The organism is Niallia sp. FSL W8-0954 (genome assembly GCF_038005605.1).
Classification (GTDB): domain Bacteria; phylum Bacillota; class Bacilli; order Bacillales; family Cytobacillaceae; genus Niallia; species Niallia circulans_A.
In genome coordinates this window covers 217341-237648 of sequence record NZ_JBBOTN010000001.1, presented here as the reverse complement: position 1 = coordinate 237648, position 20308 = coordinate 217341, and the positions used below count along the sequence as shown (strand labels likewise).

The following is a 20308-nucleotide window of genomic DNA, read 5'->3' as shown; positions in this document are numbered from 1 at the left end:
ACAAGGAGTGCGTGGCTTGAAAGCACAGCGTAATATATTTTAGAAAGAAGGAATTATTCATGATTTATGTGGGGATTGATGTAGCTAAACAGAAACATCAGATAGCCATTCTTGATGATGGAGGGGAAATTTATCGCGACAACTTGGTCATACAGAATAATTATTTAGGATTTCAAAAACTTCATGAAATTCTTAGCCATATTCAAACAGAGACAGCGCAAGAATGCCAAGTAGCACTGGAAGATACAGGCCACTATTCTCTTCCTCTTCTACAATTTTTAAGAAAGAATAGGTATCTAACTTATTGTTATAACCCTATCTTAATCAAAGAATTTTCTAAGGTACATACCTTGAGAAAAACCAAAACCGATAAGATCGATGCTTTAATGATTGCCAAAAAGCTGATGGTGGATTGGGAAAAAAGAGAAAAAAAGCAAAATCAAACTTCTATGGAACTGAAAGAATTAACCCGGCACAGGCGAAGAATGGGAAAACATCAATCGTTTCTGAAAACCCAATATACACGGATATTGGAAAAAGGTTTTCCCGAGTTGGCGACATATGGGCAAGTGAGACATTCCGCTTATATGATAAAGATATTAAAAAAATACCCAAGTCCAAAGAAAATAGCTGCAGCTCATTTAAAGACACTTTCTTCCCTTTTAGGTGCAAATAATAGTCAATTGTCAGCCTCAAAACTACAACAATTAGCAAACGAAAGCATTGGATACCATTCTGAAGTGGCAGAATTAGAATTAATTCAGACGATTGAACAGCTATACTTGTATGAAAAACAAATAAAAAAAGTTGATAAACGTATTCAGGAAATAATGGATATACTCGATTCGCCAATCGTAACCATTCCCGGAATATCTTATCAACTCGGTAGTATTATCCTAGCAGAAATAGGAGATATACATAACTTTAAGACCTCTAGTCAGTTATTGGCTTTTGCGGGAATGGAGCCATCCATTTATGAATCTGGAGAAGGGAAAGGGAAGGGACAGATGGTTAAACGCGGCTCTCCCTATTTGCGGTGGGCCATGTATCACGCAGCACGATTGGTTGCCATCTATTCCCCAACATTTAAAAGATATTATAAAAAGAAGCAAGCAGAGGGAAAACATTATAATGTGGTGATTAGTCATTTAGCTAAGAAACTAATAAGGGTTATCTTTCATTTACTTCGAAAAGAAGAACCATATAAAGAAGCCTTATAATAACCCCTATTTTTTAAATAAGGCCATTATAAGGCTTCTTTGTCATGCCTACATTTCTATTTTAAAAAACGATTAACTTGTTCTATTTACTGCTTGACTTTATATAGTTAGTCTCTTGTTACTAAACTAAGACTATAGAAAAGCATAGCCATCAGCAAAGGAAGATTTATTTGATTAATTACCTGCCTTTCCTTCTACAAGTCCATCATCTAAAAATTCATTTAATACTCTTGCGTTTTCATCCATGTCTATTTTTAATACTGCTCCCACATTAACCGTATCATTTTCATAGGAGTTCTGAACTGGAATTCTAATACGGTCCAAATCGTCTGATTTATTTAACCCTTTTGTTATCGACAATATTGTAGGTGTATCTAAGTTTGTTTGAATATAAGGCGTAACAGTACCTAGGATTTTTGGTAAATTCACTACGCTGTGCATACTAACTGCTTGTTCTTTCAGCTTTTCTATTGCTTCCTGCTGTCTCTCCACCCTGCCAAAATCACTTAATCGGTCATGGCGAAAGCGGACATAACCTAATAACTGATCGCCATGTAATACTTGTTTCCCTGGATGTAATGTCATACCAATCCCATATGACATCTCATATGGAATATCAACTTCAATTCCTTTAGGAGCTACTATATCTACGATTTTGGAAAAGCCTTCAAAATCTGCAATCGCATAATAATTAATATCAATACCAAAGTTCTCTTTTAAGGTTTTTCTTACTAATTCAGGTCCACCATAAGCAAATGCCGCATTCATTTTTTGATATCCTATTTCCGGAATATTTACATATATGTCCCTCATAATAGAGGCTATTTTCATTTTATGTGTATTTTGATTATAATGAACAATCATTAGTGTATCCGTTCTAGCATGTTCCTCTCCTCGCGAATCACTTCCTAACAACATAATATTAATTTCTCCATATTGTGGCTCAGGTCCCTCAAAGTCTTTAAAACTACTTTCTATTTTATTATTCCCTTTTGTTTGGGTTGCTTGTTTTAAGCCTTTATTATATTGATAAACAGAATAAAAAACGGCTAAAGCAAAAATAAGAATAGCAAAGCCAAAAACCCTCTTCCACCTTATTCCTTTTTTCCTTTTTACTCTCATATTATTTTCCATTCTATATCTCCTTATTCTCTAACCCTTTGCAGGCAAAAGCTTAGCCGAAATCTTAATTGCTACCGCATCATCTAAATATCCGATTGGGAAAATGTAATCCGGAATAACATCAACGGAAATTATAAAGTAGATAAGAGCGGCTCCCATAACAGCTAATTCCGTAATATTTCCTTTTTTGTTGGAAAAACGTTGATAATACTCTTTTAGTTGTTGTATGAATGGTCCTACCCCTTCTACTTTTTGCACTTTTTCTGCAAATTTATCGGCTACTAATCCCTTTCCTTCATCAGTCAATGCATAATGATTATATTTTTGAAGCTGCTCTTGCACTTCTTTGATAGAAAAGGTCTCCTTATAGTGGTTAGAAGAGAATAATTCACTTTGAATGGATTCGATAGAATCGAAGATATCCTCTGATTGAGTTGATGCTTCTGAAGGTAAATAACCGGCCGCTGTAAACATTTTATCTACAGGATAATCAAAAAATTTTGCAAATTTTTGAATATGTTCTGGGGTTGGTCTTCTTTTGCCGTTAATTATTCGAGAGATTGTAGCTGTGTCAATATTCGTTAACACACTTAGCTTTCTCATTGAAATAGCGTTTTTCTTCAAAAGATTTTTTAATAATAATCCAATCTCATTGGTGTCACTCATATTAGATTAAGCTCCTATCTTTTTCTTATTCATATATATATGGACTTTGTGGTATTAACAGATGATATATTACTAAAATAACGAACTGTTGTTTTTTTGTCAACAAACAATTCGTTTTCTATTATCTATTCCCTATCAATATTTCTATCCTATACTCTTGCAATCGATGGTCTAAAATAAACACATAAGCGTCATAAATTTGTCTATTTATTAATTATTAATTATTAGTTGATTAGAACAAATAAAGATGTTGACATATCGTCAACGTAATAGTATGGTTCAAATAACCTACAACAAATTTTTTCTTTCTTTCAAACTATCATTCTAATTCTTAAGTACGACTTATTTATCGTTTTTCATTTGATTCTTTTATGTAGAGATTCATCACTATGATTAAGACATTACCTTATTCACTAGGAGGCTATGTAATGCTAACTTTCATTTTACTTCTTTTTATTTGTATTTTTGCCGGGCTTCTGGGCTCTATCCTCGGAATAGGCGGAGGGATTATTCTTACTCCAGTTCTAACACTAGGATTTGGGTTTGATATCCACCATGCGATTGGAGCAAGTATAATATCAGTTATTGCAACAAGTTCAGGTTCAGCAGTAGCATACTTAAGGGATCGAATGCTCAATATTCGCGTAGCCATGTTTTTAGAGATCGCTACTACTGCTGGAGCGATCATAGGAGCAATTTTAGTAGGCATTCTCTCGCCAACTCTTATGTTTATTTTATTTGGTTCTTTCTTACTTTACTCAGCGATCAATATGGTACAAAAGCTCCGTTCAGGAGAAAAAGTATTAAAAAAGGCACAACCTGACTATTTATCGGACAGGCTAAAACTAAATAATACATATTATGATAAAAGCCTAAAGACACAAATTGATTATCAAGTCGAAAAAGTCCCAGCAGGATTTAGTGTGATGTTTGGGGCAGGATTGGCTAGTGGGTTACTAGGGATTGGCAGTGGTGCCTTTAAAGTAATGGCATTGGATACCTTTATGAAAATGCCACTCAAGCCTTCTAGCGCAACTAGCAACCTAATGATGGGAGTTACTGCTGCTGCAAGTGCAACTGTATTATTTTTCAACGGCTCTATCTTACCAGAAGTTGCTGCTCCCGTTGCTATTGGGGTATTAATTGGATCCACAATTGGAGCAAAAGTAATGCAAATATTACCAGCAAAATGGATCCGAATTCTCTTTATTCCACTTTTATGCTATATCGGTGTTCAAATGATATTTGAAGGGTTTGGGGTGAAATTTTAATGGAAGCACAAAAAAAAGAACAAACTTCTGAAGAAGAATTAGTCATTATTGAGGAAACAATCGGAAAAATACTTAGATTCGGGGTTCTTGTCTCTGCACTGATTATTTTAGTAGGCATTATTACTTATTTGATTACAAATAACTCTGGTTATAAGGAAACGTTCCCTACTAATTTTAAAGATATTTTTATTGGGGTTGCTGCCTTTAAACCATTTGCCATTATTATGCTAGGTCTCTTTTGTTTAATCCTAACCCCTGTATTAAGAGTTGGAATATCCTGTTATGCTTTCTATAAAGAAAAGGACTGGTTATATGTTGGAATAACAGCCATAGTATTAATAATATTATTTATCAGTTTCTTAATTGGTTATACTTCTTAAAAAAGGGGCTTGTTTTCTTCCTGAAAACAGTCCCCTTTATTATTCATCCTGTTAAAATATCCTCTTTCGGAAAACGAATCTTTGATTTATTTGGTTTTGCTAACGAGAAGGCCAAGGTTAAAGGGCCAATTTTCCCAACAAACATAACAAGGACAATGACAAACTTCCCTGCCATCGTTAACGTTGATGTTAACCCCATCGACAATCCTGATGTTCCAAAAGCAGATACTACTTCAAATACAATAGCAAGGAATCTTGCGTCTTTCTCAGTTATGTCTAAAATAAAAATGGCAACAAAAATTACAAACAGACTAATAATAGTAATGGCTAAAGATTTAACAACTGTTCGATCATCTATTGATCGATTAAAGATGACAATATCCTCTTTGTTTCTTAAAAACGATAGAACAGAAAATACCATTGCAAGGAAAGTTGTTAATTTAATCCCTCCTCCAGTAGACCCGCTTCCTGCTCCAATAAACATAAGCAAAATCATAAAAAACAAAGTAGATTCATTTAGTCCTCCAATATCAACTGTATTGAAGCCTGCCGTTCTTGGAACCACTCCTTGAAAATAAGCAGCTTGAATCTTACCACTCCAAGATAGATCTCCTAATGTTTGAGGGTTATCATATTCAAAGCCAAATACGAGCAGCACAGCAACAACATTAATTACAATTGTTCCAACTACCATTATCTTAGTATGAAGGGTTAGTTTTTTAAACTCTGATTTTTTCCAAAGATCAAATATAACAGTAAAACCTATTCCTCCTATAATAAATAGAAGCGAAATAACGATATTTACGACTGGATCTGCTACATATCTAGATAAGTTATCTGGCCAAATCGAAAATCCAGCATTATTAAAAGAGGAAATAGAGTGAAATATAGCAGCATAGACCCCTTTTTGCCACCCCATTTCTGGAACCCATCTAATCGCTAGAAGAACTGCCGCAATAGTCTCCAGAGTAATAGAAAATAAGAACAACTGTTTTGCCAATTTTATAATTCCGCCAATGGATGTTTGACCGAGAGCCTGTTGGATCAACAGCCGCTCTTTAAAGCCAATTTTTCTTCCCAATGTCATAAAAATTAAAACAGCAAACGTCATGATTCCTAATCCACCAACTTGGATTAAGCATAAAATTACAATTTCTCCAAACAAAGTAAATGAACCACCCGTATCAATAACAGCCAAACCTGTAACCGTCATCGCAGAAGTCGACGTAAACAGAGCATCCGTCCATGTTATGGTTCCTGTTGTAGCTAAGGGCATCTTCAAAAGCATTGTCCCTAGCAAAGTAAAAGCTAAAAAAACAAAAATAAGAATCTGAGGTGGATTTAAAGCAATTATATCCTTTTTCTTAGGAAACCTCATTTTTTCCCCTTCTTCCTTCCGTTACCATAGTCTTACCAACTCTAAAATATCGGCATACTAAAAACCACAGAGGTATCCCCCTGTGGTTCATTAATCTTCCATCCATGAACACAAGTATCGATTCTCCTTCTTTAAACGCTTACGAAGTTAGCAGTCGGATTCGGGTCTAAGAATAACCCTACCTTTTACAAAAAGGATTCACCCCAAGTGTTTTATCACAAAAAATTGGGTCCCCCGTTCCTCTAGTTGAGGATTCAGCGATATACTTATTTTTTTGTATCTTACTCCTCTGTATATAGATTTGTAAAGAGCCATTTCGGACAAAATTAGCGCAATAATAAGCAGTAAGAACCTATTCTCGTTCTTCTTCTTCCTTTTTCTAATCATGACGCATATTTACGCTTTTTTCATACAAACGATTAGGAAAAATCTAAACGGAATTCGGCTAATATTGTTTCTCCCCATGTTCTTTAATCAATCTGTAAAAGATAACCCAAATACTAATAACTAATAAATAAATAACAAAGGAATAATAAATCGTATATCCATGTTGATAATGAAAAATCCCTATCATGCCACAAACCCTTTCTATCGCGACACTCACAAGGGCCCAGCCTAAAATGTATAACAGCGTAAAATGGGGTTTAATATTGAAGAGATCATATAGATAAAAGAAAAGGTAGCTTATCGGGGCATACATCACATGGGAAAAGAAGTCCATTATCTCAAAAGAAGAACTGTCATTTATTATATAATACCGCACTGGTAAAATACTTAACGTATGGTCGAAAATGAAACCAAAAAAAACACCACACATGAGGTATATACTCATCGTCTTTTTAGTAAAACGTCTTGGGAGCAATATCACCAATAGAAATCCCAAAAAGATCGAGATAAGGATACTCCACTCATTTAAATTAAAATGAAAATCATAATGTAATTCTTTCATTTTTCTTCCAACTCTCCTTTATCTAGGCCAATAAACCATCGGGCTATCCACCATACTAAGACTATTGATATAACATACAAAAGAGCAGAATATAACTGATTCCAATTCTCGAAAGCAAGAAGATCTGCCCATATATATATCCGATCCTCCAAACATAAGAATAATACAATAATCCCGGAAAATAGTAATCGCCATTTTATTTTCCAAGAAGAGCAAAGTATGCAAATTGACAAGAGAATTTGAAATGGAATCACAATAAAGCGACAAATATACATAGCAAATGAACCTTCAACCGTGCGAGTAAGAGGGACCCAGTGCAAATTAACATCTAATATTGTAAATATCGTAATTGTTAAAATTGCAATAATAAAGTACAAAAAAACAATTTCCGTAAGCATTAAACCTTTAGGAACAATAGCAAATACAATCAATACTATACATGCTAACAGTGACATAATAGCGATGGACATAAATAATCATCCTTTAAAGAAGATTTGGCATATAACATGTAATATGCCCAAAAGAAACAATATTATTTCCAAAATAAAGTATTATTGCCAGTGTTAAGATCGTCCGGTATATAGACACAAAAAGCCTTCAAGTTTTCATATACTTGAAGGCTTTCTCATCATAAACCTATGCATTAACATGATATCGGCCCTTCGGCACAACTAAAGGAGTTCCTGAGACCGGATCATTAATCACCGTACAATTAAGTCCAAAGATATCTTTAACCAACTTACTTGTAATGATATCAGCTGGCTTCCCTTCTCCTACAAGCTTGCCTTTTTCCAGTGCAAAAATATAGTCTGCATATCGTGCCGAAAGATTAATATCATGCAGGACCATTACGATCGTTGTACCGTATTTTCGATTAAGATCTGTCAGTAAATCTAATATTTCCACTTGATAGGTGATATCTAAGAAAGTGGTTGGCTCATCAAGAAATAAAATATCTGTTTGCTGAGCAAGTGCCATTGCAATCCAGACACGTTGTCTCTGACCACCTGAGAGCTCATCAATATTTCGATTAGCAAATTCTGTAATCTTCATAATTTCCATTGCTTCTGCAACTGCTTCATAATCCTTCTTAGACCAGCCACTAAAGAAATTTTGATGAGGAAATCTCCCTCGCCCAACTAGATCTGCTACTGTTATTCCTTCTGGTACAATAGGAGATTGTGGTAAAATACCGAGAATGCGTGCTAATTGTTTTGGCGGAAATTTACTAATTGCCTTTCCGTCGAGTGCAATACTGCCAGAGGAAGACTTAATAAGATTGGATAGTGTTTTTAAAAGCGTTGATTTTCCGCAGCCATTTGCACCGATAATCACACTAATTTTATTACTCGGAATTTCAAGCTCAATATCTTGCAATATCGTTTTGCCTTCATAGCCTGCTGTTAACATTTCCGCTCGAAACTCATGTATCTTATCCATTACAATTCTTCCTTTCGATTCATTCGAATTAATAGCATGATTAAGTATGGTGCACCTAGAATACCAGTGATCACACCTACTGGGTATCTAGCGACAAATGCAAACTGTCCAATAAGGTCAGATGCTAAAACCAAAATGATTCCCACCAGACCTGCTGGAATAACACTAGAAAATCCTATTCCAACTAATCGTTTAGCGATAGGGCCCGAAAGGAATGCAACAAATGCAATCGGTCCAGTGGTAGCAGTAGCTAACGCAATGATTAGAACCGAACTAATAACCAGTACAACTCTTGTTCTATCTGTGTTGATGCCTAGTGATGCGGCAGTTTGTTCGCCAAGCTCTAACATATCGAGTCGCTTTCCAAGTAAGATAATGATAGGTGCCAAAAGAAGAACAGTAATCATAAGCGGGTAAATATTTTCCATCTTCACCCCATTTAAACTACCACTTAACCATCTCATCGCTGTCGGAACATCATGATGCTGTCCAATTAGCAATAAATAGGATATTACGGCATTTAGCATTGCCTGTATGCCAATACCTATCAATATTAACCTGCCAATAGAAAAAGAAGTTCCTTTCGACAATAGAAAAATAACCAGGACTGTAGCTAATCCACCAATAATAGAAGCAATGGAGACAAAAGTACTGCTTGCATGAAGAACGATGATACAAAATACCGCAGCGGCACTTGAGCCAGCTGTTATTCCAATAACATTTGGATTTGCTAGAGGATTACGAAGCATTGTTTGAAACACATGTCCCGAAATACCAAAAGCAAAACCAGCAAAAACACCAGCCACCATCCTTGGAAAACGGATTGTTCCGACCGCAAAAGAGGCTCCTTTCACTTGCTCGCCTAGTAAAACACTAATTACATCCCCAACTGGATAAATCGTATTTCCCAGCATAAGCATCATGCAGCATAAAGCAAAAGCAATGATTGCTAACAAACAAGTCACAATAATAAAACGACGACGTCTTCTTGTTCTACCTACCATAATAAGATTCATTGATTCATTCATCATAACGTACGCATTTTCGCTTTCATAGTTATTAAGATTAAAATTGGTGCCCCGATAAAGGCTGTAACTACGCCCACTTCCAGTTCACCGGGACTGCCAATAATCCGGCCGCACACATCTGAAATCGTTAGTATAATCGCTCCTGCTAGAGCGGACATTGGAATAATGTAGCGCAAATCAGGACCAATAATAAGACGGATCACATGGGTTGCAAGTAAACCTATAAAACCAATTGGGCCCGCTAGAGCTGTTGCTGCCCCACACAATAAGACCCCTCCAAATGCCGCAACAAGTCTAAGTGTGCCGGTCCGCACACCCAATCCCTTTGCTGCTTCATCCCCTAAGGCCAAAGCATTTAAGCCCGGGGCAGAGAACAAGGCGATTAGAATGCCTATAAGGAGAAAAGGAATGAAAATAGAGATAGAATCCCAATTTCCAGCACCAACACTTCCCACCTGCCAAAATCTAAATTGATCCATAACATTGGAACGCGGAATCATAATAGCCATTACAAGAGAGGATAAAGCTGCACTTGTCGCTGCTCCCGCTAAAACGAGTTTAAGGGGGGTGGCACCGCCACTCCCCATCGAACCAATTCCGAATACAAAAATGGCAGTTAAGATTGCTCCTACTAATGCAAACCAAATGTATTGACCAGCAGTGCCAATATGGAAAAAGGATATCCCACAAACAACAAATAGAGCTGCACCTGTGTTTACTCCTAATATACTAGGATCTGCAATCGGATTACGAGTGACGGATTGCATAAGAGCACCAGAAACTCCCAATGCAGCACCACACAACAAACTAAATACAGTTCTAGCAATTCTTTGGCGGACAACATTTGCTCCGTGAGACTGTACTTCCGGATGGAATAATCCATCCAGTATTTCATTCCAGCCAACAGTGCGAGATCCAAAAGCAAGAGACGCCAATATACTTATACCGACTAAGATAATAGAAATTACTAATACGCTAATAAATTTTCTCGGTATTAATAACTGCTTATTTTTTAAAACGGATGTCTGTTCCATTTACTTCACTTTACTTACAGCTTCTGAGAGTAATTTTAGGTACTCGTCGAGCGTATATTCAATCGAAAGTGTACTTGGTGTTCCGGCTGCTGCAAGTGGCGTATTATCCTCGATAATGACAACAGACCCTCGCTGTACAGCTGGAATCTTTCCATAAATCGGATCTTTTTGTAAAGCGGCAAGTGTTTTATCATTTCCATACGATACAAAAATATCTACATCATTTAATATGTCTGCATTTTCAGAACTTACTTCCAAATAGAAACTAGTTGGATCCTTAATTTGACTGGTAATACTTTCCGGGTATTCCATCCCTAACTCTGTAAGGAATTCCCCCCGTGGATCTGTTGGTGAATAGATATAAAACTTGGATAAGTCAGCACCATTAACACTTACAAATGCTGCTTTTTTCCCTTTCAATTCAGGAAACTCACTTGCTTTATCTGCAATGAATTTTTCTGTATCTGCAATAAGCTGCTTCCCTTCTTCTTCCATACCCATCCCCATTGAATTATACGTTACTTGTTCACGCCAAGAAGCAACCCAAGGGTTTTTTTGATATGCAACAACAGGAGCAATTTCACTTAAAGTATCATACTCTTCCTGTGTAAGTCCTGAGTACGCTGCAAGAATGACATCTGGATTAGAATCAGAAATCGCCTCAAAGTCTATGCCATCTGTATCTTGATAAATATTCGGATTTTTTTCACCTAGCTCTTCAAGTTTTTTTGCAGTCCAAGGTAACATTCCGCTATCATCTTGAACACCATAATTTGCTGCTGAGAAACCAACAGGTACAACGCCAAGCGCAAGTGCTACATCTTGGTTAGACCAGGCAATCGTCGCAACGCGTTCAGGTTTTTCCTTAATTACAGTCTCTCCAAGCGCATGCTTAATCGTTATTGGATACGATGAATCTGTATTGGAATCAGCCGATTTTTCTTTATCAGCCTTCGAAGATGACTGACTTGAACAACCCGCTAGTAAAAGAATAGCTACAATAGAGAACAAAAAAATAGGAATAAATGGCTTTCTTCGTTTTTTAAACATATGTATGTCCCTCTTTTTCTATATAATTTTATAATATAAATGATTATCATTCTCAATTATAATACTTGTTTTCTATTTTTCTGTCAATTACAAATAGTAAGTTATACGTGATTTTGCCATCTTTTGATGAAAATTCTCCATTTCACCAACTATGAGGCGGTAAAATCAAGTAGACTACTAATAAATTTAAACTCTTTTAGACATATTTAAAGGGCAACGCTAAAGCGATTGCCCTTTTTAAATTCTCATTAACTTTCCATCATTTCCTTTATCCTCTAAATAATTGAAATCCCGAATTAATATTAATTTGCCAATTTCACAAGCATATGTGCTAATTTATGGCGTTCCTCTTCATTTCCCACTTTCCACAGTTCCTGAAGAAGTGCCTCCTCTCGATTTTGTGGTTCTGCATTGCTAGCAAGATAGCCAGCGACTTTCTCCGCGCTTTTCGCTAATTGTTCTTCATCCATGCCAAGATTTTTGCCTACTTCTATTTTACTGCTTAAATAAGATTTAAACTCATCAAAATTCTCTAGCTTCTCTTGGATTGTTTTTCTATTCATTTCTTTCACTGTTTCTTCTGCCTTGTTGGGATCTGCATTATAATTATTCATCAATAATATTCCCTCCAATGTTTTAGTCTCTTAACTATTCCCCAGAAAAGCCCCGTGAAACTTTATATGTACTTAGCAATAATCTCCATTTCTATCTCATTCTTCCTTCGTCTTTTTTAACCCACACACAAAAAAACGAAGATTCTCCGGCGGCACACCAGGAAAAACCTTCGTTAAGATAAACTATTTACTTGTGCTTACATACCTATCTCTAGCTGCTCCTAATCCAAATACAAAGAGCAGTAATGAAGCAGCAGCTAAAATGAACAACGGAACAGTCCAGCTATTCGTTACATCATGTAAATACCCGAAAAGCGTAGGACCAATAGCCGCGAGTAAATAACCAACTGATTGAGCCATGCCAGATAGTTCTGCAGCCTGTCTGCCATTCTCCGTTCGCAAGCCAAAAAACATCATCGATAAACTGAAGGCACAACCTCCCCCAATGCCTATCATGATAATCCAGCATACAATTAACTTTGCACTTCCATAAATTAGTCCAAGTGTCCCCGCTAAAAGCAAAACGCTCATGATAGTGACTAAAGAACGCTGACTTTTCATACGCCCTGCAATAATAGGCACAATAAAGGTAAACGGAAGTAATGCTAATTGCATCACAGAAAGCAGCCAGCCAGATTGGTCTGAACTTATTCCTTGTTGTTGTAAAATCTCAGGCAGCCATGCAATAAGAATGTAAAAGACCATCGATTGTAACCCCATAAATAAGGTCACCTGCCAAGCTAATGGAGAGCGCCACAAGTTCACCTGAGTATCTACTACTTTATTTCGAACAGCTGGTGTTTCCTTGTTGAGATGCTTTACTTGAGGCAGCCAGAATAAAATGGATAGGAAGCTAAGTATCGCCCAAATTCCCAATCCACCCTTCCAGCCAATTCCAAGTCCAATGGCAATTGGAACGCTTATTCCCGAAGCAATAGCAGCCAATAAATTCATCGAAATAGAATATACACCTGTCATTAATCCAATTCGAGTTGGAAACTCTTGTTTAATCAGACTTGGTAATAGCACATTAGAAATTGAAATCGCCAATCCTAGCACAGCAGTACCAATATATAAAGCAGCCACCCCAGATAATGAACGTAAAATAATGCCTAGTGTAAGAAAGATAATAGACATCAGAATCATCATTTCCACACCAAATTTACGAGCCAATTTAGGTACAAGCTGAGAAAAAAACGCAAAAGATAATAATGGCAATGTGGTAATCATCCCTGCTAATGTATTAGAAATATGAAGATCATCCCTAATAAATCCTACTATTGGACCCACTGATGTTAATGGAGCTCTTAAATTAGCAGCAATAAAGATTATTCCTATAACAATCATCCAAACGGCTGATTTATGAACAGCTCGATTTGATTGTATATGTTGATTAGTCATTGTTTCCTCCTGATTCTAATAGCCAAATGACTATGAAATGAGTCCTTCCTCATTAATAAGAAGTCGTCAGTCAAGCAATTCGGTATATTATAATATATTTTCACCGTGATAATGAATAATATAATATAACAAGCAGGTGTTTGTCCATTCTTTTTTCTAGAACAAAATATATCCCCGCTACTGGATGGTATAACCTAACCACTATCTCCCGTATCTCAATAAGATGTAGAGTACAGCAACGTTATCGGTTTGATTTATATAGGAATGGTTTCCATTTGCATCAAAACTAATCGAATCATATTCATTTAAGATATATGACTCATTATTGACATTAATGGTGATGGTTCCCGACATCACCGTTGCTATTTCCGTCGTATTGGGGTGATGCTTTTCTGGATAATAAGAACTATGCGGTTGTAAATATGCTCGACACATTTCCATCTCATCCTTTTGATTTTGAAAAATCGGCTCTACAGCCCAATTGCCATCATCTCCGAAAATTCTTATCCCGCTACCAGCTCGCGATACATTTACACTGTTTCCTGAGGAAAATAACGCCATCAGAGGGATCGATAAACTTTGCGAAATCTTCCACAATACCCCAATTGTTGGATTAGTTTCTCCCCGCTCAATATTTCCCAGCGTCAGCTTACTTACACCTGATATCTCAGATAAATTTTCAAGACTCAACCGCCTCTCTTTTCGCAATTTTTTAAGCACGGTTCCAACTTGAATAACTACCTGTTTTGAATCATCTGTCTCTCTATTCATATTCGTCCTCCGTTTCTTTTATGGGAAATATTGTTATTCCTATGTTATGAACTTAACTCCATTCCTAATTAAGTGGTTCAAACAAACCTTTGCATTGGTTGGTCAACTGATTATAAACCGCAGCTCCTTTGGCATAAGCCTCTTGGCTAAAATCGTTCTTTTCCATAAATGTCTTTAAAAACATGTAAGTAGCGCCTGCATAATAGTTTGCAATATATTCACTATTCTTACCGAATGCTTTATGTTGCTCCATTACAAGCTTATTAAAATTGGCTAACTGACGAATAAATTCATTACTAATTCCAGCCCATTCAATTAATACAAATGTCTCTTGATTTTGTTTCCAAAATTGAATTAGTAGTTGAATAAAGCCTGAAGCGTTAAAAGATTGCTGCTTTAAAACCGACTTAAAATCACTCATTACGTTGGATATCTGTCTTATAATGATGTCTTCTTTCACTAAATAATTTCTATAAAAAGTTTGCCTTGCAATTCCAGCTTGCTCGCATAAATCTCGGATGGAAATCTCATAAAAGTTTTTATTCTTAAGATTAAACATCATTAAACTTTGCAGCAATAATTTTTGTGTTCTTTCAACCCGTTTATCCATTTATGCACCAATTTCCTTTCCTGTGTCACATAAAAAAATTCTTTGCTTTTTCTTTGCTTAAATTTATTATACAATCCTTTCAAGCTAAGTGACAATTGTAACTTAAGTGTCAATTGTTCATTTACCAACAAAAATTATTTATCCTATCGGAGGGAATTATTTTGGAAACAGGAAAGGTAGTAGTCATTACTGGAGCAAATAATGGGATTGGTCTAGAATTAACAAAAAAAATCCTAGCAGAAGGGAGTCAAGTCATTGCATTAATACGTTCTTCTTTTTTGAAGGATGACATCTTTATTCAATCAAAAATTACAACAGGACAGTTACGAATTTATAAAGCCGATTTATCTGATTTTAACAGTCTAAAAAAAGCGCTGGAAGAAATAAACGTAGCGGAGAAGAAAATAGATTTCCTTTTCAATAATGCCGGCGGCACCTTTCCTTCGCTGTTATTTTCTAAGCAAAATCGCGAACTACATTATGAACTTCAGACAGTAGTGCCTTATATTATTTTTAAGGAACTGTCCCCTTTATTTGAAAAGGGAGAGGATAAGACAATTGTGAATACCTCTTCAGCTGTCATCCTTCATATGAAACAGTTTGATCCAGACACATTGGAAAATCCATCTTCCTTTAAAAGATTATTTGGTCCCTATGCGACAGCAAAGCTAGCTCTATCTTTATGGACAAAAGAAATAGCAAAAAAAGAGAGTGCCAATGGATTCCGGTTTCTAAGTGTAGACCCCGGGAGTAACAATACGTTACGGAAAGAAAAAAAATCAGGTATTCCCTTTTATATAAAACCATTGATGAAGTTTTTCTCTTCTCCACCCACGAAAGGGGCTACTTTACTCTACGATGCCGCAATGGATAAGACTAGAGCAGTTTCTGGGGACTTTATTGTAAAGGGGAAAAGCACAAAGGTTAATTTTGCTGAATATAGTTCCCTTGTTTTAGAGGGAGTAGACAGAATTTATGTAAGGGAATTTTTGAATAGTGAGGAGTAGAGGATGTGATGAGTATTTATTCTTAAGGAGAGGATAACAGCTTCGCTGGTTTTCCTCTCCCTTTTATAAGGCAAATCCCCAAAATTTAGTTTTAAATAGACTAATAATCTTTAATCCTAAGTCATTGTTAACCAAACAGTCTACTTTTTAGATAAGATGACAATCCCATTAGGCATTTATTCATTCTCAACTACTATTTTACCAATCATACTTCCCGTTTCTACAATTTTATGTGCTTTACGTAACGTTTCGGCATTAATTGGTCTAAGAGTTTCTGTAAGGGTTGTTGTTACTTTCCCGCCGTCTATTAGTTTACTTAGTTTGGATAAAAGTTCATGTTGTTTAATCATGTCTGGAGTTTCATACATAGATCTTGTAAACATAAATTCCCAAACAAACGTGACACTTTTATTTTTTAAAGCAGTAAGGTCGATAGGATTAGCCATTTCTACAATCGAGCAAATCCTTCCTTGAGGGAAAATAATATCGGCCATATTTTGCCAATGCTGCTCTGTTTCGTTCAAACATAAAATGTACTCAACGCCCTTTATATCATGATCTTGTAGTTGAGTTCGAAAGTTTTCGTGATGGTTAATGATATAATCAGCACCTAATTTATTCACCCATTGCTTACTCTCTTCTCTGGATGCTGTGGCAATCACTTGTAAACCTGCCATTTTAGCTAATTGAATCGCTATGGAGCCCACTCCTCCAGCCCCACCAATAATAAGAATGCTCTTAGTTTGATTTTCTTCGTAGTTATTTACATCTATCATTAATCGATCAAATAAACTTTCCCATGCTGTTATCGATGTCAGTGGTAAAGCTGCTGATTGTGCAAAATTTAAAGACTTTGGCTTTAATCCGACAATTCTTTCATCAACTAAATGGTATTCACTATACGTCCCTGGTCGAGTTAGGTCACCAGAATAAAACACTTCGTCTCCAGGTTTAAACATTCTACAATCTGGTCCAACTTCTTCCACCACTCCACTTGCATCCCAGCCTAAAATTCTTGGTTCTGATTCTTCTTTATCTTTAGGAGCACGTACCTTTACATCAACCGGATTAACCGAAACAGCTTTTATTTTAACAAGTATATCTCTTTTGGTTGGTGTTGGTTTTTCCACTTGGACATCTATCAAACTTTCTTCCTCTTCTATCGGTAAATATTTATACAATCCAACTGCTTTCATTTAAAAGCCCTCCTTTTTTATTCATGTTTATTATAAAAAAGAAATATATTAAGAGTAAGTACGCACATTCTTGTAATCCGGTATCACACATGTTACCTATTAGGAGAGAAATGAAAGCAGCTGCAACTGACATTCTTGTAATCTGCTATTAACTATGTTACTAATTAAGAAAATAAGAACAAGCAGAAATGAGAAAGGTATGAATACCGATGAGAAATCGAAAGAAAGGGTATGGATGCCCCGAAGGATGTCCGGTTGAGGGAACGCTTGATGTGATTGGGGGTAAATGGAAAGGCGTTATTTTGTTTTATTTATTAGATGGAAAGAAAAGATTTAATGAATTCAGTAGATTAATGCCTGGTATTACCAAACGAATGTTATCTCTCCAATTAAGAGAACTGGAAGAAGACGGAATTGTTCATCGAGAAGTATATCCCGAAATCCCCCCTAAAGTGGAATACTCATTAACGGAATTTGGAAGAACGCTCGAACCAATTATTTCTCTAATGAATGAATGGGGAGAAAATTACAAAGAGTTTTTAAAAGAAAATAAGCGGGAATTAAAATAGGTTTATAAGCATATATATCGATCGGATATAGTCTCTCCACCTTTGTAGAGTCTTCCTTTATATTTTATAAAGAAAACCTTGGTACAGCAAGAATTGAATATACCAAGGTTTTCTTGTTGTGATGTGGAAAAATAAATTTACAACAATTAAGTAAGTTGATTTGGAATAAGGCTTACCCGTTCTATACAGTTTTCCTATGAAAGTATAAATACCCTCCAAGAAAAAATAAAATAAAACTTCCTCCCACTACGATTAATAATTGGTCCCAAGGAACTGAAAACACATCACCACTAGTATCACTCATATACATCATTGCAAAGGGCTGGGCCCATGGATAATAAGGTCCAAAACGCTCAGAATTCACCGCTAATATTGACGGTAATGTGAAGATCACATTGACAGCCAAAGGAGCAGCAAAACTCTTGAATAGAATAGACATCCACAATTGAAAAGCTACTAATGGAAACGTGGCAACCCATCCTCCGAAAATACTTTTCCAAACAATTTCAATTGGAAATGGATCTGTGAAACCTTTCATCATTCCCACTCCATAAACGGCACCAAGGTAGAATAATTGTATAACCAATACGAGGAGCATTAACAATATGTATTTCCCTGTAAATACTTGTCCTCTTGTTACGGGCAGTGCTAACAGCTGCTTCCAACCACCAGCTTGATGTTCATATCTGCATATCACACTCGCCAGCACCCCTGTGACTAAAGGTAAAAATAGTAAAGCATATGTCAAGTTCATTGATAATAATGGTAGATACCATTCATTCATTTCCGTTTCGAGATGGAAAGGTTTAGCAGTCAACCCTGTAAAAAGGCCAATGAGTGGACCGGTAAAAATAATTAATAGGATTTTTGATTTTCGCAATTTAAACCATTCTGATTGAAGAATAGAGAGCATTTATTATTTCACATCCCTTCTTGTAAAATCTATCATTCCAGCGATATATAATAAAACACCTACTCCAATTCCAAGCAGGACATTGATCATCGGCTCATTCCATTCGTTCGTTAATGAAGGCCACTTCCAAATCATCCAATCTGGTAAAACCATGGCCGAATAAACGAAAATCACGCCTAAAATCCCTATGGTAATCGGAATCCCTTGATTCTGACTAACAGTGGCAATCCAAAGCTGTAATGCCAATATAGGCAGTGCGGCAAAATACGGATAAAAACTATATTTTACTATTTCAACAAATGGAGTTTGCTCTCCCAAATCTAAAAAGACTCCAAAAGCTATGGTAAATACCATCAATAGCACGGATGATAGGAATAAAAAAAATGCAAGCACTGTAAATTTTGATAAATAAACATTCATTTTGGAAACAGGCAACGAAATCAGTTGCTTCCATGAATTCGTTTCATTTTCAATACTAGCCATAAAGGATGTTAAAATGACGATGCCTAATGCAAGTGCAAGTGGTGTAAAAGAACTTACATTCAATAAATAATATCCCCAATCATCCTCACTCTGTTTTAATAAATAATCCTTTCTCACTCCATAGTTAACCATCTGTAATGCGACAACACCAAAGGGGCCTAAAAAGGTTAGAAACCAAAATCCTTTTCGTTTAGTTTTTAAAAAGTCTGCCCTTAAAAGTTTTCCAATCATACTGCTTTCTCCTCCATAGTCATTTGAAGGAATATTTCTTCCAATGATCTCTTTTCCTCTTCAACACGATAAATCGAAAATCCCTCTTGAACAAGAGACTGTACAGCTTTTGCTACCCCCTCATTTGAATGCTCGGTTAATAAAATGATCTCATCTTGCCAATCAGCATTTATCCCTTTTCCTAATAAGGAGCGCCAAGCTAGCTTACTATCACTAACCTTTAATAAAATCCTTTGCTGCGCATACATACGTAATGCTTCAATGGAATCCTGAAAAATCATTTTTCCTTTTGTAACGATCCCTACCGTTGTCGCCATTTGATCAATCTCTGACAACAAATGACTAGAAATCAATATAGTCATTCCTGTCTCAGCAGGCAATCGTTTAATTAAATTTCGGATCTCAATAATTCCGGATGGGTCTAGTCCATTTGTAGGTTCATCCAAGATTAATAATTCGGGATTGTTTAATAGAGAAGCAGCAATTCCTAACCGTTGCTTCATTCCTAATGAAAAGCCTTTTACTTTTTTATTTGCCACGTCTTGTAATCGAACAATCTCTAATACTTCGTTAATTCTCGTTTTCGGCACCCCTAAAATCTTTCTCAATGCTTCTAAATTCTCATAAGCAGTTAGATGTGGATAATAGGATGGATTCTCTACTAGTGAACCTACTCTTTTTAATATGTCTCTTCTTTCCAGCCTTAAATCCTTTTGAAAAATATGAATCCTACCCGATGTTGATTTCATCAACCCCAAAAGCATACGAATCGTCGTTGTCTTCCCTGCACCATTAGGCCCTAAAAATCCGTATATTTCTCCTTTTTTAATCTTCATATTCAAGCCTGCAACAGCCTCTTCTTTACCAAAACGTTTAGATAAATTTTCCGTCTGCACTACATATTCCATTTCTCTCACCTCATCTTCTATCCTAGGAAAAGAAGGTTAAAACTGAGTATGCTGACAGGTTAAATTT

At 36.1% G+C, this 20308-nt stretch carries 22 protein-coding genes and 1 riboswitch; of the genes, 5 read left to right on the top strand and 17 right to left on the bottom strand.

The genetic code is table 11. The annotated features are described in order from the left end of the window. Positions 1-59: 59 nt before the first annotated feature. On the top strand, positions 60-1220 hold the full coding sequence (locus NX902_RS01300; RefSeq protein ID WP_341160504.1) for an IS110 family transposase: 1161 nt from the start codon (positions 60-62) through the stop codon (positions 1218-1220). 174 nt (positions 1221-1394) lie between these two features. On the opposite strand, the gene NX902_RS01295 is transcribed toward NX902_RS01300, so the two are convergent. Together NX902_RS01295 and NX902_RS01290 are read right to left on the bottom strand one after the other, a co-directional pair. Continuing rightward, entirely contained in the window at positions 1395-2354 is a 960-nt protein-coding gene (locus tag NX902_RS01295; protein WP_341160503.1) for an LCP family protein, read from the bottom strand. Between the two features lie 18 nt (positions 2355-2372). Next, positions 2373-3008, bottom strand: coding sequence for a helix-turn-helix domain-containing protein (locus NX902_RS01290; RefSeq protein ID WP_249879446.1), 636 nt, complete (start codon positions 3006-3008; stop codon positions 2373-2375). 428 nt (positions 3009-3436) lie between these two features. Between NX902_RS01290 and NX902_RS01285 the strand changes: the two genes are divergently transcribed. Together NX902_RS01285 and NX902_RS01280 are read left to right on the top strand one after the other, a co-directional pair. Next, on the top strand, positions 3437-4279 hold the full coding sequence (locus tag NX902_RS01285; RefSeq protein WP_249879447.1) for a sulfite exporter TauE/SafE family protein: 843 nt from the start codon (positions 3437-3439) through the stop codon (positions 4277-4279). After that, positions 4279-4659: a DUF1634 domain-containing protein gene (locus NX902_RS01280; RefSeq protein WP_095331320.1), complete on the top strand. Its 381-nt coding sequence runs from the start codon at positions 4279-4281 to the stop codon at positions 4657-4659. Before NX902_RS01285 ends, NX902_RS01280 begins: the two co-directional genes overlap by 1 nt. 43 nt (positions 4660-4702) lie before the next feature. Here NX902_RS01280 and NX902_RS01275 read toward each other — a convergent pair whose 3' ends face one another. The 11 genes from NX902_RS01275 to NX902_RS01225 form a co-directional block, all read right to left on the bottom strand. Further along, complete coding sequence (locus NX902_RS01275; protein ID WP_095331322.1) at positions 4703-6037, bottom strand: TrkH family potassium uptake protein; 1335 nt, start codon at positions 6035-6037, stop codon at positions 4703-4705. Between the two features lie 121 nt (positions 6038-6158). Then, a riboswitch (cyclic di-AMP (ydaO/yuaA leader) is annotated at positions 6159-6307 on the bottom strand. 175 nt (positions 6308-6482) lie between these two features. Next, positions 6483-6986: a hypothetical protein gene (locus tag NX902_RS01270; RefSeq protein WP_095331324.1), complete on the bottom strand. Its 504-nt coding sequence runs from the start codon at positions 6984-6986 to the stop codon at positions 6483-6485. Further along, positions 6983-7456 (bottom strand): hypothetical protein, encoded by a 474-nt coding sequence (locus tag NX902_RS01265; RefSeq protein ID WP_095331326.1) that lies wholly within the window; start codon positions 7454-7456, stop codon positions 6983-6985. The genes NX902_RS01270 and NX902_RS01265 overlap by 4 nt, the downstream gene beginning before the upstream one ends. Before the next feature lie 166 nt (positions 7457-7622). Then, positions 7623-8426: an ABC transporter ATP-binding protein gene (locus NX902_RS01260; protein WP_095331328.1), complete on the bottom strand. Its 804-nt coding sequence runs from the start codon at positions 8424-8426 to the stop codon at positions 7623-7625. Then, the gene (locus tag NX902_RS01255; RefSeq protein WP_095331330.1) at positions 8426-9457 is read right to left on the bottom strand and encodes a FecCD family ABC transporter permease; all 1032 of its coding nucleotides are present in this window, start codon (positions 9455-9457) and stop codon (positions 8426-8428) included. The genes NX902_RS01260 and NX902_RS01255 overlap by 1 nt, the downstream gene beginning before the upstream one ends. Continuing rightward, the gene (locus NX902_RS01250) at positions 9454-10488 is read right to left on the bottom strand and encodes a FecCD family ABC transporter permease (protein ID WP_171509206.1); all 1035 of its coding nucleotides are present in this window, start codon (positions 10486-10488) and stop codon (positions 9454-9456) included. Before NX902_RS01250 ends, NX902_RS01255 begins: the two co-directional genes overlap by 4 nt. Then, the gene (locus NX902_RS01245; protein ID WP_095331332.1) at positions 10489-11538 is read right to left on the bottom strand and encodes an iron-siderophore ABC transporter substrate-binding protein; all 1050 of its coding nucleotides are present in this window, start codon (positions 11536-11538) and stop codon (positions 10489-10491) included. It abuts the gene before it with no gap. Between the two features lie 302 nt (positions 11539-11840). After that, entirely contained in the window at positions 11841-12152 is a 312-nt protein-coding gene (locus tag NX902_RS01240; protein WP_171510277.1) for a DUF3243 domain-containing protein, read from the bottom strand. Positions 12153-12335: 183 nt separating this feature from the next. Further along, positions 12336-13553 carry a CynX/NimT family MFS transporter gene (locus tag NX902_RS01235; RefSeq protein ID WP_123258714.1) on the bottom strand — a complete coding sequence of 406 codons (1218 nt, stop codon included), beginning with the start codon at positions 13551-13553 and terminating at the stop codon, positions 12336-12338. A 201-nt stretch (positions 13554-13754) separates the two neighbouring features. Beyond that, positions 13755-14324, bottom strand: a complete 570-nt coding sequence (locus tag NX902_RS01230) for a helix-turn-helix domain-containing protein (protein ID WP_341160502.1) — start codon at positions 14322-14324, stop codon at positions 13755-13757. Positions 14325-14388: 64 nt separating this feature from the next. Next, entirely contained in the window at positions 14389-14934 is a 546-nt protein-coding gene (locus NX902_RS01225) for a TetR/AcrR family transcriptional regulator (RefSeq protein ID WP_095331338.1), read from the bottom strand. A 161-nt stretch (positions 14935-15095) separates the two neighbouring features. Between NX902_RS01225 and NX902_RS01220 the strand changes: the two genes are divergently transcribed. Further along, complete coding sequence (locus NX902_RS01220; RefSeq protein WP_341160501.1) at positions 15096-15941, top strand: SDR family NAD(P)-dependent oxidoreductase; 846 nt, start codon at positions 15096-15098, stop codon at positions 15939-15941. A 176-nt stretch (positions 15942-16117) separates the two neighbouring features. On the opposite strand, the gene NX902_RS01215 is transcribed toward NX902_RS01220, so the two are convergent. Further along, positions 16118-17137: a zinc-binding alcohol dehydrogenase family protein gene (locus NX902_RS01215; protein WP_163185821.1), complete on the bottom strand. Its 1020-nt coding sequence runs from the start codon at positions 17135-17137 to the stop codon at positions 16118-16120. Positions 17138-17346: 209 nt separating this feature from the next. Here NX902_RS01215 and NX902_RS01210 point away from each other — a divergent pair, with 209 nt between their 5' ends. Next, positions 17347-17706, top strand: coding sequence for a winged helix-turn-helix transcriptional regulator (locus tag NX902_RS01210; RefSeq protein WP_047943959.1), 360 nt, complete (start codon positions 17347-17349; stop codon positions 17704-17706). Positions 17707-17887: 181 nt separating this feature from the next. On the opposite strand, the gene NX902_RS01205 is transcribed toward NX902_RS01210, so the two are convergent. From NX902_RS01205 to NX902_RS01195, 3 genes are read right to left on the bottom strand one after another with little or no spacing between them, the layout of a single operon-like run. After that, the gene (locus NX902_RS01205) at positions 17888-18619 is read right to left on the bottom strand and encodes an ABC transporter permease (RefSeq protein WP_123258712.1); all 732 of its coding nucleotides are present in this window, start codon (positions 18617-18619) and stop codon (positions 17888-17890) included. Between the two features lie 3 nt (positions 18620-18622). Continuing rightward, positions 18623-19333: an ABC transporter permease gene (locus NX902_RS01200; RefSeq protein WP_095331344.1), complete on the bottom strand. Its 711-nt coding sequence runs from the start codon at positions 19331-19333 to the stop codon at positions 18623-18625. After that, the gene (locus NX902_RS01195; protein WP_095331346.1) at positions 19330-20241 is read right to left on the bottom strand and encodes an ABC transporter ATP-binding protein; all 912 of its coding nucleotides are present in this window, start codon (positions 20239-20241) and stop codon (positions 19330-19332) included. Before NX902_RS01195 ends, NX902_RS01200 begins: the two co-directional genes overlap by 4 nt. Positions 20242-20308: the final 67 nt, after the last annotated feature.